The sequence below is a fragment of the Scytonema hofmannii PCC 7110 genome, assembly GCF_000346485.2.
GTDB lineage: Bacteria > Cyanobacteriota > Cyanobacteriia > Cyanobacteriales > Nostocaceae > Scytonema > Scytonema hofmannii.
The window spans coordinates 7,459,646-7,475,180 of sequence record NZ_KQ976354.1; the positions used below are offsets into that span (position 1 = coordinate 7,459,646).

14 protein-coding genes and 1 tRNA gene are annotated in these 15,535 nt (G+C 39.0%); 11 read left to right on the forward strand and 4 right to left on the reverse strand.

Annotation, left to right across the window (positions count from 1 at the left end; genetic code table 11):
- Window positions 1-254 precede the first annotated feature (254 nt).
- Window positions 255-401 (forward strand): photosystem I protein PsaX, encoded by a 147-nt coding sequence (gene psaX, locus WA1_RS31240; protein ID WP_017740373.1) that lies wholly within the window; start codon window positions 255-257, stop codon window positions 399-401.
- 77 nt (window positions 402-478) lie between these two features.
- On the opposite strand, the gene WA1_RS31245 is transcribed toward psaX, so the two are convergent.
- Window positions 479-1,348: a branched-chain amino acid ABC transporter permease gene (locus tag WA1_RS31245; protein WP_017740372.1), complete on the reverse strand. Its 870-nt coding sequence runs from the start codon at window positions 1,346-1,348 to the stop codon at window positions 479-481.
- Between the two features lie 218 nt (window positions 1,349-1,566).
- Between WA1_RS31245 and larE the strand changes: the two genes are divergently transcribed.
- Window positions 1,567-2,391 (forward strand): ATP-dependent sacrificial sulfur transferase LarE, encoded by an 825-nt coding sequence (gene larE, locus WA1_RS31250; protein WP_017740371.1) that lies wholly within the window; start codon window positions 1,567-1,569, stop codon window positions 2,389-2,391.
- A gap of 235 nt (window positions 2,392-2,626) precedes the next feature.
- Here larE and WA1_RS31255 read toward each other — a convergent pair whose 3' ends face one another.
- From WA1_RS31255 to WA1_RS31265, 3 genes are all read right to left on the reverse strand, one after another.
- Window positions 2,627-3,793, reverse strand: coding sequence for a CapA family protein (locus tag WA1_RS31255; RefSeq protein WP_017740370.1), 1,167 nt, complete (start codon window positions 3,791-3,793; stop codon window positions 2,627-2,629).
- A 205-nt stretch (window positions 3,794-3,998) separates the two neighbouring features.
- Window positions 3,999-4,083: transfer RNA gene (locus WA1_RS31260), tRNA-Ser, on the reverse strand.
- Between the two features lie 1,063 nt (window positions 4,084-5,146).
- The gene (locus WA1_RS31265) at window positions 5,147-5,341 is read right to left on the reverse strand and encodes a hypothetical protein (protein ID WP_017740369.1); all 195 of its coding nucleotides are present in this window, start codon (window positions 5,339-5,341) and stop codon (window positions 5,147-5,149) included.
- 46 nt (window positions 5,342-5,387) lie between these two features.
- On the opposite strand from WA1_RS31265, the gene WA1_RS60445 reads away from it, so the two are divergent.
- The 9 genes from WA1_RS60445 (at window position 5,388) to WA1_RS31300 (ending at window position 15,518) form a co-directional block, all read left to right on the forward strand.
- The gene (locus WA1_RS60445; RefSeq protein WP_017740368.1) at window positions 5,388-5,522 is read left to right on the forward strand and encodes a hypothetical protein; all 135 of its coding nucleotides are present in this window, start codon (window positions 5,388-5,390) and stop codon (window positions 5,520-5,522) included.
- A gap of 528 nt (window positions 5,523-6,050) precedes the next feature.
- Window positions 6,051-6,455, forward strand: a complete 405-nt coding sequence (locus WA1_RS31270) for a hypothetical protein (protein WP_017740367.1) — start codon at window positions 6,051-6,053, stop codon at window positions 6,453-6,455.
- A 160-nt stretch (window positions 6,456-6,615) separates the two neighbouring features.
- Window positions 6,616-8,400 (forward strand): aspartate--tRNA ligase, encoded by a 1,785-nt coding sequence (gene aspS / locus WA1_RS31275; protein ID WP_017740366.1) that lies wholly within the window; start codon window positions 6,616-6,618, stop codon window positions 8,398-8,400.
- A gap of 694 nt (window positions 8,401-9,094) precedes the next feature.
- Entirely contained in the window at window positions 9,095-9,238 is a 144-nt protein-coding gene (locus tag WA1_RS57415) for a hypothetical protein (RefSeq protein ID WP_158516720.1), read from the forward strand.
- Window positions 9,239-9,477: 239 nt separating this feature from the next.
- Window positions 9,478-10,944 (forward strand): GumC family protein, encoded by a 1,467-nt coding sequence (locus WA1_RS31280; RefSeq protein ID WP_017740364.1) that lies wholly within the window; start codon window positions 9,478-9,480, stop codon window positions 10,942-10,944.
- A 3-nt stretch (window positions 10,945-10,947) separates the two neighbouring features.
- Window positions 10,948-12,243 carry an O-antigen ligase family protein gene (locus WA1_RS31285; RefSeq protein ID WP_017740363.1) on the forward strand — a complete coding sequence of 432 codons (1,296 nt, stop codon included), beginning with the start codon at window positions 10,948-10,950 and terminating at the stop codon, window positions 12,241-12,243.
- Entirely contained in the window at window positions 12,221-13,522 is a 1,302-nt protein-coding gene (locus WA1_RS31290; RefSeq protein WP_017740362.1) for a lipopolysaccharide biosynthesis protein, read from the forward strand. The genes WA1_RS31285 and WA1_RS31290 overlap by 23 nt, the downstream gene beginning before the upstream one ends.
- The gene (locus WA1_RS31295) at window positions 13,519-14,496 is read left to right on the forward strand and encodes a glycosyltransferase family 2 protein (protein ID WP_017740361.1); all 978 of its coding nucleotides are present in this window, start codon (window positions 13,519-13,521) and stop codon (window positions 14,494-14,496) included. The genes WA1_RS31290 and WA1_RS31295 overlap by 4 nt, the downstream gene beginning before the upstream one ends.
- 89 nt (window positions 14,497-14,585) lie before the next feature.
- Window positions 14,586-15,518 (forward strand): beta-1,6-N-acetylglucosaminyltransferase, encoded by a 933-nt coding sequence (locus tag WA1_RS31300; protein ID WP_017740360.1) that lies wholly within the window; start codon window positions 14,586-14,588, stop codon window positions 15,516-15,518.
- The last annotated feature ends 17 nt before the right edge of the window (window positions 15,519-15,535 follow it).

A 15,535-nucleotide genomic window follows, 5' to 3' on the forward strand; every position in this document is an offset into this window, starting at 1 on the left:
TGTTTGCTCTAATAGAAACTTTAGGTTTATATGGTAGTTGCGCCCTTGGGCGTCAAGAATTCTCCCACTATACCCAACAGATCTCCGGATCGGGGGAGAGTAATTTCCGGTAGAAGTGACAATACTTGAAGTGTCATACGCAACAAGTACCGATCTTAAGCTCCGATTGTGGCACAAATATTTCTAACGAATTTTGCTAAATATGACAGATATTTGGTATCTGTTAATAAGTCTTTAAATTAGGAGAGAATGCGATGGCTACTGAAGCTAAGAAAAAAGTAGGCGTAGACGTTATAAAAAACGAAGCCAAAGCACCTTATCCCTTCCGTACAGGTTGGGCGGTACTGCTGTTGGCAATTAACTTCCTTGTTGCTGCCTATTATTTTCAGATTCTAGTGTAAGACATTAATGTAGATGAAAAGGAATTGGAGATTGGAGATTGGGTATTGATTTCCTAATCCTCAGTCCCCAATCCCTTTCATATGGTGCCTTTGAATAACCCTTTGGGACGAACGAGCAGCACCAAAATCATGATGAATAATGCTACACCTTGTTTGTACTGAGAACCTAGTAAAGGCGTACTCACTTCTTGGGCAATACCGATGATAAAAGCAGCTGCGATCGCACCATAAGGATTGCCAATACCTCCTAGAATCACTGATGCAAATAACGGTAAAATTAAGAACCATCCCATATTTGGACGCACGGCTGTGATTAAGCCGTACATACTGCCGCCGAGAGATGTCACACTACCAGCGATCGTCCAAGTCCATAGGATAACCTGGTCAACATTAATACCAGAAACCCTAGCTAAGTCCAAATCATCAGCAACTGCTCGCATTGCTTTACCAATTTTGGTATTTTGTAAAACGTAGTGCAATACGAAAATAACCACCATAGCCAAAACAAAAACCAACAGTTGATTGGGAGGTATTTTTAAACCAGCAATATCTATAGCAGAACTAATAGGCAAATCGTAATTTTTGTTACTTCCACCCCAGATAAAGATAATACCATTGCGGATAAATAACGCTAACCCAATGGAGATAATAATGAATGTTGTAGAAGTGGCACGGATAGAGCGCATTCTTGACCACAGCAACTTTTCCGATAAAAGCATTGCAGCAACTGTGCCGACAGCCGCTATTACCATAGATAACCAAATATTTATCTTAAATACTGTATTCAGTACGAATGTTAAGTAAGCGCCTAAAGTCAAAAAATCACCGTGAGCAAAGTTAGATAACCGTAAAATTCCAAGAGTCAGCGTTAGTCCAACTGCTGCTAAAGCAATAATACTTCCCACAGCAATACCGTTAACAATCAATTGGGCAAATTGTAAATTCATAATTTTGTCACGAACTCCTCCAACTACTTATTCGGTGTTATTTAGAGAATATTACCTGATTTATGTAAAAGCAGTGCTCTGCCACATTAATTTTGAGAGCTGAAGTTGGTCTAGACCCCCGACTTCTTTGAGAAGTCGGGGGTCTGGCAACCTCTCATTCCCTTCATCCCCTTCTACAATGAGATTGATGGGGTGCTACTTTGGGGGAGATTGAATAAATGCTTGCAGAAAAACTTCAGACACTAAAAAGCATATTTCTAGAGATGGAAAAGGCATTGATTGCCTACTCTGGGGGCGTTGATAGTACTTTGGTAGCTAAGGTTGCTTGTGATGTTTTGGGTAAACGTGCTTTAGCAGTCACAGCAGTTTCGCCTTCGCTGCTACCAGAGGAGTTGGAAGACGCTAAAATTCAAGCGGCAACTATTGGGATTTCTCATAAAATTGTTCAAACATACGAAATGGAAAACCCCAATTACACTTCTAACCCCGTCAACCGATGCTATTTTTGTAAGAGCGAACTGCATGATACGCTCAAGCCTCTTGCGACTGCATTAGGATATCCTTATGTGGTGGATGGAGTAAATGCCGATGATTTACGTGATTACCGTCCGGGAATTCAGGCTGCAAAGGAAAGAGGCGCACGTTCTCCATTAGCAGAAGTTGGTATTACGAAATCCCAAGTGCGGCAACTTTCCCAAGAACTTGGTTTACCTTGGTGGGATAAACCCGCACAACCTTGTCTTAGTTCTCGCTTTCCTTACGGGGAAGAGATAACTGTAGCCAAGCTGCAAAGAGTAGGGAGGGCAGAAATATATTTAAGAAAGCTAGGTTACAACAGCCTGCGAGTTCGTTCTGAAGGGGACACAGCACGGATAGAATTGCCACCAGAAGAAATTAAAGAATTTGTCGTGAAGACAGATTTGCAGTCACTGGTTTCTACTTTTCAGGAATTTGGCTTTATATACGTCACTCTTGATTTGGAAGGTTTTCGCAGTGGAAAGCTGAATCAGGTGTTAAATCAAGAGGTTTTACAAAGAACATAAAGCTATGCACGGATTTTGGATTTTGGATTTATCGTTCTGACATATAGCAGATTTCAATTGAGTGAGGTACAAACTGAGAACAGTTCAAATCTTGTGGGATGGGCGTCCTCGCCCGTCTGATACCCAACCAATTTCTTATACCAATTTTAAAAACAATGTGACAGTAGTTGGGCTTTATCTCGCCCAAGCAAAGCTTTCTTAATCCAAAATCCAAAATCTAAAATCCAAAATGGTATTATTCTTTCTCTGCTACTAAACTGCTATCTTTCACGACAATTTCGCCTTTCTTATTAATCTTGACTTGTTGGTTGGGAAAATCTTGACTAATTAAATGACGTAAAAGCCCTACAGTACGGAAGCGTTGATCGATACGAGGAATTCCTTGCCGATCTAAACGAATGGGGATAATCTTACTTCCTACCAAATCTCCTTGAGAGTTGAGCTTGACTTCTAAAATCATTGAGTACCCTGTTTGGGCGACTGTGGATAGCGTTCGATATCCCAAAAAATTTCCTAAGGAGTAGGCGATGAGTTTATCATTATAAATTTCCATTGCTCGCGGAACATGAGGACCGTGTCCGAGGACTAAATCTGCTCCTGCATCAATCATTGTCCGCGCAAAACGGATGGAATTTCCTCGATTCTCGCCGTAGAAATACTCGGTTTTGTTTTTGACGTGTAATGCACTTGTTCCCTCTGCTCCTGCGTGCATTGATACAATCACTATGCTAGCGTTTCTTTTGGCTTCTTCTACGAGTGCTTTGGCTGTGTCTATGTCGTGAATAGAATTGTAATGTTCGTAGGGAGCAAATCCAATCATCGCAACTCGAAGATTATCAAGTTCTAATACAAGAATTTGATTTTTATGCCCTAATGTGTCTATGCCAACAGCTTTAAGATGTTTAGCTGTGTCTCGGAACCCTATTAAACCAAAATCTCGCGCATGATTGTTGGCTATATTCATGACATCAAATCCAACATCAGCAAATAGTTGAGCGTAGGAGGGTGGGGAACGAAAGGCAAAAACTTGTCCCCGGCTGATATCTTTGGCGCTGTAGGGGTGGTTGGTTAAGCTAGTTTCAAAGTTACCAAATAAAATATCTGCCCTTTGCAAATATGCTCGCACTGACTTTGGTAACAGTTGATTGCGATCGCTTGGTAACCTGTAGTTAGGATAATTGGTTCCGGGAATAATGTCTCCAACGGCTTGGATGGTGATAGTATCTGATGTTGGGAACTCTGGCACGGAGAAAGGGACTGGCAATGTATTTGTGGATGTCGTTGCAGCTTGCGATCGCTGTAGTTGTCCAAAGCGAATAAATAATCCTATACCAATACCCAAGCAGAAACACAAACTGATAAAGCCAAAAGACCACAGTTTGCCCAAGCGCTGGCTTACCATAGTTGCACTCCTCAAAATATGGCGCTAGTATATCTCAAAAATCAGCTTTATGAGTGTTAATTCAACTTTTCTTGAGAAGACTCACGAGTTCTTTTTGTTTTTGCTGCTTGCAGTTGAATTTTTCTAAGTTTCTAATTCTTGCCCTCATCCCCAAACCTTCTCCCCGAGGGAGAAGCGGTTAGCAAACTGTGTACAGTCAAGAGAACGGAGAGGAGAGGATTTGAACCTCCGTTAGGTTACCCTAAAACGCATTTCGAGTGCGCCGCAATAAACCGCTCTGCCACCTCTCCAAGTTGTTATTTAAGGCTGTAACTGCAAACCAAACCTCATCAAGGTCTAGCTGAAGCTTCCGAATTTAATTTGGAGGTTGCTTACACACCTTATCTCTAAAATTAGCACGAGATTAAAAATACATCATCTATCTTACACCGATTTGAAAAAAGAATGCGACATTGTTCAAGCATAATTACTCATTCGGCAGTCCGATCGCACCTCACGCCTGACAAGTTTGAAGCCTACGCTGAAAAGTCAAGGTTGGAATATGTCACAAGCCTAAGCGAAAATGAATGCAAAACGAAATCCCCATAGTCCTCACAACTGCATTACAGCATGGAGGTATATGGGGGACAGGTATGTTCTAAAGATATTTTTTCAGTTTATAGGTTATTGGTCACTTTTAGCGAATAATTTGCAGAAAAATTTTGAAAAAAATAAATTAATTTTTTAACAGTATGATGGTTGTTTTCAAACTTACTTTATCTGCATTTGCGGACATGAGTCTTCAAAGATAGTTCTTTAACCTTTGACCTTGCTGTAACTCGATTCTTTCCATGGCGGCGTATATTACCAGGGCAATAAAGCCCATTTTAAAAAATAAAGATTAGTGAAAACCTTTAGCTTTTACACTGGTAGTCTAGTTAATTATTTAGTTATAAGTAAACAATCAAGTAAAAATCAATTTTTATCAATAAATGTTAACTAAAAAAACTACTTTTCAGGTAGATAATGAAAACATTTATGTCTCAAAAATATTTCCATCTGATACGTGAAAAACACATTCATTCAATTTATGCGATCGCTGATTGGCCATGAGTTAATGATTTATATAAAATTGCTCCAGACGAAACCCGCTCTCTTTAAAAAAGCGGGTTTGTAAAGGCTTATTTATTGAAGCTATATTGCCTCAACCTGTGAATGGAACTTGAGTTCAAAACACTTATGCGCCCAAGCCAAGAGATGGTAGCACGCTATAGAGGACAAAATCGCTAGCACTGGAAGCCACACTATAGAGGACAAAATCACTAGCACCGAAAGCCACACTATAATAGTGCAAAATCACTAGCATTTTTTTGACTACTGGACTGGCTCTCTAAGACTGTACTCTTTTTGTTGCTTGACTTGCTCCCCTATTTCTCCTCGCTGGTTTGTGAATCTAAATTGGTATTGTCTGAAATTGACTGCGATCGCAATTGCCACTACCGCAACAATAGCAACTGTCTTTAATAATTCCTGCGTAATAGAGTATTTATGCTTAAGTTGGTTTTTCATGTGAGTTTACATAAAAGGTAGAATGCATAGTGTGCTGTGCTTCTGAGTGACGACTCAGTCAGTCGATCGCCCCCTTGCCGAAGCATCTGAGGCAGGTGCTCCCCCCTCTGCACTGCCAGATGTACAAAAAAAACCCCAACACCTGATAACTGCATTACGGTATGAGGAATATGGGGGATAAGTAATCAGACATAAATAATTACACATTCGATTCTATATTGGACAACGTTTTAGGTCGAACTTTGTGCTGTTAATTTTGTCTTACTACTTAATTGATGTTTGTCTGCATAGTAATCATAATTTAGGTGTTGTATGAAACATTAATGAAAAAATCATGAGAGTTTTCTCATGATGAACAAAAAATTTTGATAGTGTGGAGCGCTCGCTCTTCCGTTGAGCCTGGGCAAAAAACACTTTTGCCTAACGAGGCTCTAAAATGACCTAGATTTTATGCGTGCATTACGCACTTTTTATACTTAAAAATTCATCTTGCTTACTGATTGAGCACTCTCAGTGAGAAAACCGTACTTAACAGGAGTAAATTTCTACCTCCAGAATATGTGTTTGGGTTGATAAAATTAAAATGTGGTTTAAGTAATGCTTTTACTAGCAAGCGTTGTACTTGAAAGTGCAGCATTATAAGGAGGCCAAAACATGAGAAATCAATCAAAAACTGCTGTTTTATTGGCTTTATAAAGGAGGCAAACCAATGACATACAATGCAAACGGTGAGGAAAACGTAGTTGTAGTAGAAGTTAGCCCTCAAACCAATGAAATGGTAGAAACCGAGATGGCTGGCGAAACCGATGAAATTAAGCACGAAACCAAAGCACTGATTGAAGCCCTCAGAAGACGCGCCCAAGCAGAAGCAGAGTCTGCAGGGACTCTGACTAGGGAAACTTTTTTGGATGCAGTACGTCGCGCACGAGAAGCAATTGAAGGTGAAAAACTCATAGAGCGAGATCGCATAGAAAACGCATTTACAATACTTCAGCAGGACGCTGAGAAAAACTGGCATGAGTTTTGGAAACAGTTTGCCGAACTCGGCGATCGCTTCCAAGACGCTACAAAAGCTGCATGGGATGCTTTTAATGCTCCTCGCCCTCGTTCTTAAATGATTTTAGATCTTCACGCAAAGGTGCTAAGCGAAGAGGCTAAGCAGTCTTTGCGTGATTTTTCTTAACGTGGAATTACTAGAATTGCTATAGATGCTAGATAATGGAAAAGCTTTAACATTAATTTTCACTCTTTAGCTCTGTAGACAAGAATTCATTATGCGAACTTACTATTGCGGCGAACTCCGAAAAGAACATATTGGAGAAACTGTTACCTTGTACGGATGGGTGGACCGTCGCCGCGATCACGGGGGCGTGATATTTATAGATTTACGCGATCGCAGTGGTACAGTTCAAATTGTGAGCGATCCTCAGCGCACTCCTGATTCCTACGAAGACGCGAATGCTCTTAGAAATGAGTATGTTGTTGAAATTACAGGTAGGGTGACGCAACGTCCCGAAGAATCTCTAAATTCTCGCATACCCACAGGCGAAGTTGAAATTTATGCCGACAATATTAAACTGCTCAATCCTGTCCGCAAACAGCTTCCATTTCAAGTGTCCACCGCAGATACAGATCCAGTGCGGGAAGAACTCAGGCTGAAGTATCGCTACTTGGATTTGCGACGCGATCGCATGGCAAATAACTTACAATTGCGGCATCAAATTGTGAAAGCCATTCGTCGTTACTTGGAAGATGTGGAAGGTTTTGTAGAAATCGAAACTCCTATACTGACTCGTTCTACACCTGAAGGTGCGCGGGATTATCTTGTACCCAGTCGGGCTAACCCCGGTGAATGGTTTGCTTTGCCACAATCACCCCAACTTTTTAAACAATTATTAATGGTATCTGGATTTGACAGATACTATCAGATTGCTCGTTGTTTCCGAGATGAAGACTTACGTGCTGACAGACAACCGGAATTTACTCAGCTGGACATGGAGATGAGCTTTATGTCCCATGAGGAAATTATCGAACTCAACGAAAAGTTGGTTTGTCACATCTTCAAAACAGTTAAAAACTTGGAGTTACAACGCCCCTTTCCACGTCTGACTTATGCAGAGGCGCAAGAACGCTACGGTAGTGATAAACCAGATACGCGCTATGGTTTAGAACTTGTCAATGTCTCTGCTATTTTGAAAGACTGTAGTTTTAAAGTTTTTAAGGAGGCTGTAGCGAATGGTGGAGTCGTCAAAATTCTGCCTATTCCTAACGGGGATGCTATCTCGAACGTGCGGATTAAACCGGGCGGTGATGTCTTTAAGGAAGCAGCTGATGCAGGCGCTCAAGGTTTAGCTTATATTCGAGTTAGAGAAGATGGTGATATCGACACAATTAACGCCATCAAAACTAACCTGACAGAAGAACAAAAACAGGAAATTTTACGTTGTACAAATGCAAAACCCGGTCATTTGTTGTTATTTGGTGCAGGTGACACTGCTACTGTCAATAAAACCTTAGATAGATTGAGACAAGTTGTTGCTAAAGAATTTGGACTGATAGATCCAGAGAAAGTTAACTTACTTTGGATTACAGAATTCCCCATGTTTGAATGGAATGCTGACGAAAAACGTCTAGAAGCATTACATCACCCATTTACTGCACCACATCCAAACGATCTCAGCGATCTCAAAACTGCACGAGCAGAAGCATACGATTTGGTGTTTAATGGCTTTGAAGTTGGTGGCGGTAGCTTGCGGATCTATCAGCGTGAAGTTCAGGAGCAGGTTTTTGAGGCAATTGGGCTTTCTCCAGAAGAAGCACATAATAAATTTGGCTTCCTGTTGGATGCTTTTGAGTACGGAACTCCACCTCATGGTGGGATTGCTTATGGTTTAGACCGCTTGGTAATGTTACTTTCTAAAGAAGAATCCATTCGAGATGTGATTGCTTTTCCAAAGACTCAACAAGCAAGTTGCTTGTTAACAGATGCACCTTCGACAGTAGATGCAAAGCAGCTTAAAGAATTGCACGTTGCTTCCACTTTCAAACCTAAATCGTAATAAGTTTTAATAAACTGCCAGAAACCAGACTTCTTCAAGAAGTCTGGTTTCTGTTAATGAGATTCAAGTTAGCAAGGTATTCTCAATCCAATACCGCAAGGGATACGATCGTTGAGGTGTCAGAACCCCGGTTTCTTTGAGAAACCGGGGTTTTAATTTCCGCTTATCCGAGCCACATTGATTATCAATATTATCATAAGATAATATTTCTCATCTTTGAATTAGTATAAGCATATAAGGAGAACAAAAAAAGTAAAAATTGTGCGAACTGAACTCCATTAAATAAGAAGAATCATCAAAGAATAAGTATTTTTTGGCATGAGTTTTATCTAAAAAATAATACCAAAACCCTTGTGTTTTTCTTTCTTTAAAGAATAAAAAATTAGTTATTTTACTTAAAAATATACGGCAACTTAAATAGTTTGTTATTCATGATATGATATTGTAATTCTTTGAGAGAAGACGTCAAAACTTGTCTCCTATTTGGAGGTAAGTAGACGGCTAAAACATAGAAAGGTGATATCACTACGCACTTTGCATGCAGACGTAGTGAACTAAACGACCTGATAATAGTAAGATATTAAGCGCTCAATGTCTTAATAAGAGTCGTCACCTTAAAACACAGGGTGTCATGTTAAGTCCGGTTGAATGGTGCTTATTAAACTAAGTGTGTGTTTACCAGTTTATGATGCTAATGCTAAAACGTATAACAATTCAACCTCGCGTGAGGTTTAAAGAACTCGAACAACTTGCTCGTCAGTATTTGGAAGTAGTTGAAAGCCCCCACCATCAAAGAATTTGGCCATTAGCCCAGGGAAAGAAAATGGCAAGAAAGTGATGGAGAGAACAGGCTACAGTCGGGGGTAGATTCGTCGTTTGGCACAAAGTTAAAATCAACAAGAAGTATATGCAGTGTGCAATCGCCGACATAAAACCCAAGCTCTAAAACTTTATTGAATGACAAGCTTTGCAACAAACCGCCCCCGATGGAAGATTGTAAAACAGTCGGTAAATGGCGGATTGGATGAGATAAGCATAACCTTTTGTAGGCTTTGCAATTAGGTAGCACTATTGTATATGAATCCATTTCTTTGGTTTAAAAATCCTGAAAACATAGTAGGCGCGGGATACTCAAATTCTTCAGATATCCAAACGCGATCGCGCAATCTAAATAAAATCAGGACGAATTCCTTGTTGATGATTGTTGCTGTTAATGGAGTTGTGTGGGGAGCCGCTCTATTTTATTTAATAACAGCAAAAAAAACTTATGTCAGCGATTGGTCTATCAATATCCCCATCTCAAACACGAATGCTAATATTAACCTGCCTAATATTGGTCAAGCTACATCTCAAGATAGCTCTGCTTACTCTGGAACGACCTTCGATCCTAGAGAAAATTATAAAGCTGTTGCCAATAGCGAAGAGGTATTGAAATTAGCAGCTCGAGATGCGAATATGCCATTAAAGAAATATGGCAAACCTAGAATTAAGATAGTCAACAATACAACGTTTATAGAATTTGAGCTTAAAGGGTCTACACCACAAGAAGCTCAGCAAAAATCTACAGCTCTGTATAATGCTTTGGAAACAAAGCTTAATCAGTTAAGACAAGAAGAAATTTCTCAACAAAACCGTCTTTTACAAACAGGAATTGATGAATTAAGAGAAAAACTGAAAGCTTCTCAAGAGAGGCTTTCTATGTACAAGGTTGCTTCAGGTTTGAGTTCAGACGAGCAGCTGAGTAATCTAGCAATTAATATTGAAACACTGCGGAGACAACGGGCTGAATTAATCGCTCAAGAACAAGAATCTCAAGCTGGTTTAGTAGAGTTATCAGCTAATCTGGGTTTATCTTCTCAAGAAGCATCATATGCATTTATTCTTCAAGGAGATACACTATTTCAAAAATATTTGCAGAGTTATAACGAAGCAAAAAGTCAGTTGATTACTTTGAGCGCCAAGTTTTTGTTCAATCATCCGATAGTGGTTACGCAAAAAGCAGAGTTAAGATCGGCTGAAACATCTCTGATAAGTAGAGCCAGGTTACTTTTAAAGCGTCCAGTTAGTATGGCAGCTATCAATAAAATCAATTTTGGCAATACTGATGCCAGTGGAGCAAAGCGGACGGATTTGTCAGAAAAACTTGTGACAGCGAGTGTAGAGACTCGGGGTTTACAAGCACAAGTCAAAACATTAGACAAAGAAATTACTGCTCTAGAAGCAAGGCTGAAAATGCTATCACAACGACAATCAGTGATAGAAGATTTGAAGCGAGACGTTCAAGTTTATGAAGCAGTCTTTTCATCAACGATCGCACGATTGGATTTAACAAAAGCAAGGGTTTCTGCTTCTTATCCTCAAATTCAAGTTATGTCAAAGCCGAGTTTACCAGAAAACCCTACTGCACCCAAAAAAGAATTTGTTGTTCTAGGTGCATTGTTAGGTTCGGTGCTTTTAACAGGTGGGATGGTTCGTGTGTCGCAACAACATACTTTTAAGGAAGAAAATAGCAAATCCTTGAAACGCTCGGATGCTATGAATTAAAGTATGAAACCTCAAAATTTTGAAGAAAGTTTAATCTGGTATTTCATCATAGGAGCTTACGCAATTTATGCTCTGGGTATTTTGTTACCCGTGTACTCATTGTTAGCATGGATTCTGTTTGTCTGTTTGTGTTGGCGAATTTACAAGCAACCCAAGCAGGAAATATATATACCCAAAGTTACTTGGATATGGTGTATGTGTATGCTCCTGACTCTAGTTGCTACTTATCTGGGTATAAAGGACTATAATCTAGGCAACAATGACCTAATTAGAGGTGTGGTGGGCTGGCTGACAAGCTCTGCAGTACTGGCACTCTTCCTTTTAAGTGGTTGCTTAAATATTAGACCAAACATAATTTACAGAGCAGTTTGCATATTATGCTTGCAAAGTTTGATAGTCATCCCAATTGCTTACGTTGCTTCTCAAGTCAATATACCTAGCGATCTATATACGTCTCCAATAGAAAGGCTTATCCAGAATGGTCCAATTTTTTATAAGGTAAGTCTCTACATTATCGATGTTGAATCCAAGAGTCCCCGTTTAGCTCTATTCGCTCCTTGGGCTCCTGCTCTAGGTTTAGTCAGCAATATCTACTTTTTCCTAGCACTGCAAGAACCAAAAAAAGTGTGGCGATACATTGGTGTAGTGGGTGCGATCGCCATGAACGTTGTATCCGTTTCACGCTTGGCTTTGATTTCTCTGCCACTAGTTTTGATAATTACATGGTTGTTGAATAACTTGACTCGACCTAGCACTCAAATTGCAGCAGGAGTCATGAGTGCTTTGTCAGGTATTTTCAGTACGCCACTTGTCAATGCTGCTAGAGATTTGGCAGATTTATTTTACAATTCACGAGCTAGTTCTTCAGAAGTCCGAGCCGCATTAGCTGAAATCGTACTCGAACGTTGGGAAGAAGCACCTCTATGGGGTCATGGAATTCAAGAACCAGGACCGTTAGCAGTAGCAAAGATGCCTATTGGTTCTCATCATACTTGGTTCGGTCTGTTATTTGTGAAGGGAATGGTTGGTCTCATTGCCTTGATAGTACCCATGTTATGGAGTTTTGTAGACCTAGTTATCAAGGCACGAGAAAGCACCACAGCAAAAGTATCCCTCAGTATTTTGTTAACATTGTTCTTCTTTTCGTTTGGCGAGCAAATCGATGTTTTGGCTTACCTTTGCTGGCCCGGATTGATTGTTATAGGCATTGCATTCAAAGAGAGACAACCAAGTTTGATATCTGTTCAAAGAGAAAACATAACCACATCATATTTTTATGGGAGAAAATCTAGTGATTAATTTCATAAAAATAATCAACCAGAAATTATCAAATCAATTTCTTCGTAATATTGGCTGGCTTGGTGGTGCAGAATTAGTCAATCGTATTTTTCGTTTGGGAACAACAGTGATACTGGCTCGCAACTTAAGTTCTCAAGACTACGGATTGGCAGCAGTCGTTATAACTCTCAATGAATTCGCTAGTGTTTTAACTCTGAGATCGGGGATTGGCGGAAAAATAGTACAAGCGAGGGAAGAGGATTTAAAAGTTTTCTGCGACACAGCCTATTGGCTCAATTGGATTTTATGTATCTTTCTTTTCATAATTCAATGTATTTTAGCTTTTCCCATTGCTTGGTTTTATAAAGATAGTAGGCTGATAGCACCAATTTGTGTTGCTGCTCTAGTCTATTTAATGTTGCCACACTTTTCCGTTCATAATGCATTAATAGACAGAGAAAACAGGTTCAAAATAACAGCTTTAAGCACTTCTATTCAGGCAATGCTAAGCAATGTACTGAGTATGGTACTTGCCATTATGGGCATGGGTATGTGGGCTTTTGTCCTACCCTTTGTCCTAACAACTCCAGTGTGGATAGTAGTGACTCATTTAAATCAACCTTGGCGACCTACCAAGTCTTTCACTCTTCATCGGTGGCAAGAAATAATAAGCTTTGGTAAAGATGTGCTGGGTTATGAATTATTAGATAAAATGAGAGCCAATTTAGACTATATTTTAATTGGACGTTTTTTAGGAGTTGAAGCGTTAGGACTTTATTTTTTTGCTTTTAACGCTGGTTTGGGGATTAGCCTAAACGTTATTAATGTAATGGTATGGCCTTTATATCCTCATCTTTGTGCTGTTCGTAATAATATGGAGGAGCTTAAAGAAAAATACTTTCACAGTCTGAAAATTCTTGCCTTCATTATTGTTCCACTTGTTCTTCTACAATCTACTTTAGCCCCATTTTATGTACCAATTATTTTTGGTAAGAAATGGGAAGTCGCAATTCCAATAGTCGTCCTGATTTGTTTGTCTGCTTTACCACGTCCTTTTGCTACCGCAGCAGCCTTGCTCCTTCAGTCCTTAGATAGAGCTTGGATTAATCTTCGTTACAGTGCAATTTTTACGATAGTCTTTACAATTGCCTTAATTATAGCAATGAAGTGGGGAACTTTAGGAGTCGCTATAGCCGTACTCATTTCTCACGCTTTAGCATTGCCCGTCTTCTCTATTTGGGCAACTCAATATGTATTTATTAAAAATTCCACTTTACTATTCACTGAAAAAAGATTATGAAACCTTTGATGACAATAGTCATGCCTGCTTACAACGCATCTCGATATTTATCAGAAAGTATTGAATCTGTGTTGAATCAAACTTTCAAAGATTTTCAATTACTCATTATTGATGATGGTTCAACAGACAATACTAGTGATATTGCTCGTCGTTATTGTCAACAAGACAGTAGAGTCAAGCTGGTTTCACAGACAAATCAAGGAGTCTCTCTAACCCGGAATCAAGGAATATGTCTGACTGACTCAAAACTCATTGCTTTTCTAGACGCAGATGACAAATGGTTCCCTGATAAACTAGCTAGCCATATCGCTCATTTTCATGAAAATCTTAACTTAGGTATTAGTTTTACAAAAGTAGAGTTTTTAACTCCTGATGGTAAACACACAGGACACATATCTAGCGCTTCTTTAAACAAACTTCAACCCGAGCATTTTCTCTATGAGAACCCAACCATTACAGTATCCAACCTTGTAGTACGGCGTGAAGTCTTCCAAGAAATAGCTCCCTTCGATCGCAATATGAATTACGCAGAAGACTTAGATTTTCTTCTACGTGTTAGCTGTAGCGATCGCTGGCAAATAGAAGGTATTAACAAAGTTTTGATGGGATATCGAACCTCAGAAAGCGGTCTTTCTTCAAATCTAGAGCGTATGGAAGAAGGCTGGGAGGCTGTGATTTCTAAAGCTAGAAAATACAACCCAGACTTAGTCAATCGACATTATTTAAAAGCACGGAGTACTCATCTACGCTATCTCGCTCGCAGAGCCTTTCGTTTGCATCTTCCTTCACAAGTTGCAGCCAATTATATGACTCGTGCGCTCCTTTCCGATTGGAAATTAATACTCAGAGAACCCCGGAGAACCTTACTCACAATCTTAGCTGTCTACAGCAAACACTTATTCACAATCTTAACTTTCACACCATTCTCAACAAAACCAAAACAACCTAGTCTCCAAACAAAAACTCAAGAGTAACAAATTTTTACAATCTCTCTCTTCTCTCTGTGTCCTCTGCACCTCTGCGGTTTAATAATCTTCTGTAAATTTAGCTAGGGTAAACTACCATGAAAATCTGTTATCTTATTCAGACTCACAAAAATCCTGAACAAATATACAGGCTTGTTAAAGTTATTAAACAATTAAGTCCTGATTCTTACGTACTTATTAGCCATAATTATTATACTTGTGATTTGGATAGAATACCTATACAAAATTTACCAAATGTTGAAGTAATTATTAGTAATAAAATTCAAAGGTACGATTTTTCAATTTTACAAGCATATTTTAATGCTATTGACTGGCTTTTTCAACATAACATTAAATTTGATTGGTTAGTAAATTTGACTGGTCAAGATTATCCAACTCAACCACTGCCTAAAATAGAAAATTTTTTGGCACAGACTAAATATGATGGTTTTTTAGAGTATTTTGATGTTTTTAGTCCCCAAAGCCCTTGGGGACTAAAAACAGGATGCGATCGCTACTGTTATCAATACTTACTCTCGCACGTACAGCTATCACGCGAACAAAAAATTCTATTTAAATTAGTTAAAAATTTTATAAATTATTTTCAAAATATTGTAAAAATAGATGTTTCTCCTGTCCTAATGATAGCTTGTCAAAGCGAAATCTCACCATTTAACGAGCAATTTAAATGTTATGGAGGTTCGTATTTCACAACTCTTTCCTGGAAATGTATAAGGTATTTACATGATTTATTTATTAAGTCATCAAAGATTATCAGTTACTATAAAAATACACTATTGCCTGAAGAATCTTTAATTCAAACTTTACTAGTTAATAGTAATAAATTTAATTTGTGCGATCGCAACTGCCGATACATCAATTTTAAAAAAAGTCGTCACGGACATCCTCATTTACTAACTCTTCAAGATTATCCCTTTCTGATTCAAGAAGATATGCATTTTGCCAGAAAATTTGATATTGCTAAAAACAGCCAAATTCTAGATCTGCTAGACAAAAGAATCTTTTCATAAACTACCAATAACAAATG

Bases quoted from the DNA above. Each gene is read 5' to 3' on its own strand.
- WA1_RS57415 (WP_158516720.1), top strand. From the start codon at position 9,095: ATGCTAAAACGTATAACAATTCAACCTCGCGTGAGGTTTAAAGAACTC.
- WA1_RS31280 (WP_017740364.1), top strand. From the start codon at position 9,478: ATGAATCCATTTCTTTGGTTTAAAAATCCTGAAAACATAGTAGGCGCG.
- psaX (WP_017740373.1), top strand. From the start codon at position 255: ATGGCTACTGAAGCTAAGAAAAAAGTAGGCGTAGACGTTATAAAAAAC.
- WA1_RS31270 (WP_017740367.1), top strand. From the start codon at position 6,051: ATGACATACAATGCAAACGGTGAGGAAAACGTAGTTGTAGTAGAAGTT.
- WA1_RS31290 (WP_017740362.1), top strand. From the start codon at position 12,221: ATGGGAGAAAATCTAGTGATTAATTTCATAAAAATAATCAACCAGAAA.
- WA1_RS31300 (WP_017740360.1), top strand. From the start codon at position 14,586: ATGAAAATCTGTTATCTTATTCAGACTCACAAAAATCCTGAACAAATA.
- WA1_RS31295 (WP_017740361.1), top strand. From the start codon at position 13,519: ATGAAACCTTTGATGACAATAGTCATGCCTGCTTACAACGCATCTCGA.
- WA1_RS31255 (WP_017740370.1), bottom strand. From the start codon at position 3,793: ATGGTAAGCCAGCGCTTGGGCAAACTGTGGTCTTTTGGCTTTATCAGT.
- aspS (WP_017740366.1), top strand. From the start codon at position 6,616: ATGCGAACTTACTATTGCGGCGAACTCCGAAAAGAACATATTGGAGAA.
- WA1_RS31265 (WP_017740369.1), bottom strand. From the start codon at position 5,341: ATGAAAAACCAACTTAAGCATAAATACTCTATTACGCAGGAATTATTA.
- larE (WP_017740371.1), top strand. From the start codon at position 1,567: ATGCTTGCAGAAAAACTTCAGACACTAAAAAGCATATTTCTAGAGATG.
- WA1_RS31245 (WP_017740372.1), bottom strand. From the start codon at position 1,348: ATGAATTTACAATTTGCCCAATTGATTGTTAACGGTATTGCTGTGGGA.
- WA1_RS31285 (WP_017740363.1), top strand. From the start codon at position 10,948: ATGAAACCTCAAAATTTTGAAGAAAGTTTAATCTGGTATTTCATCATA.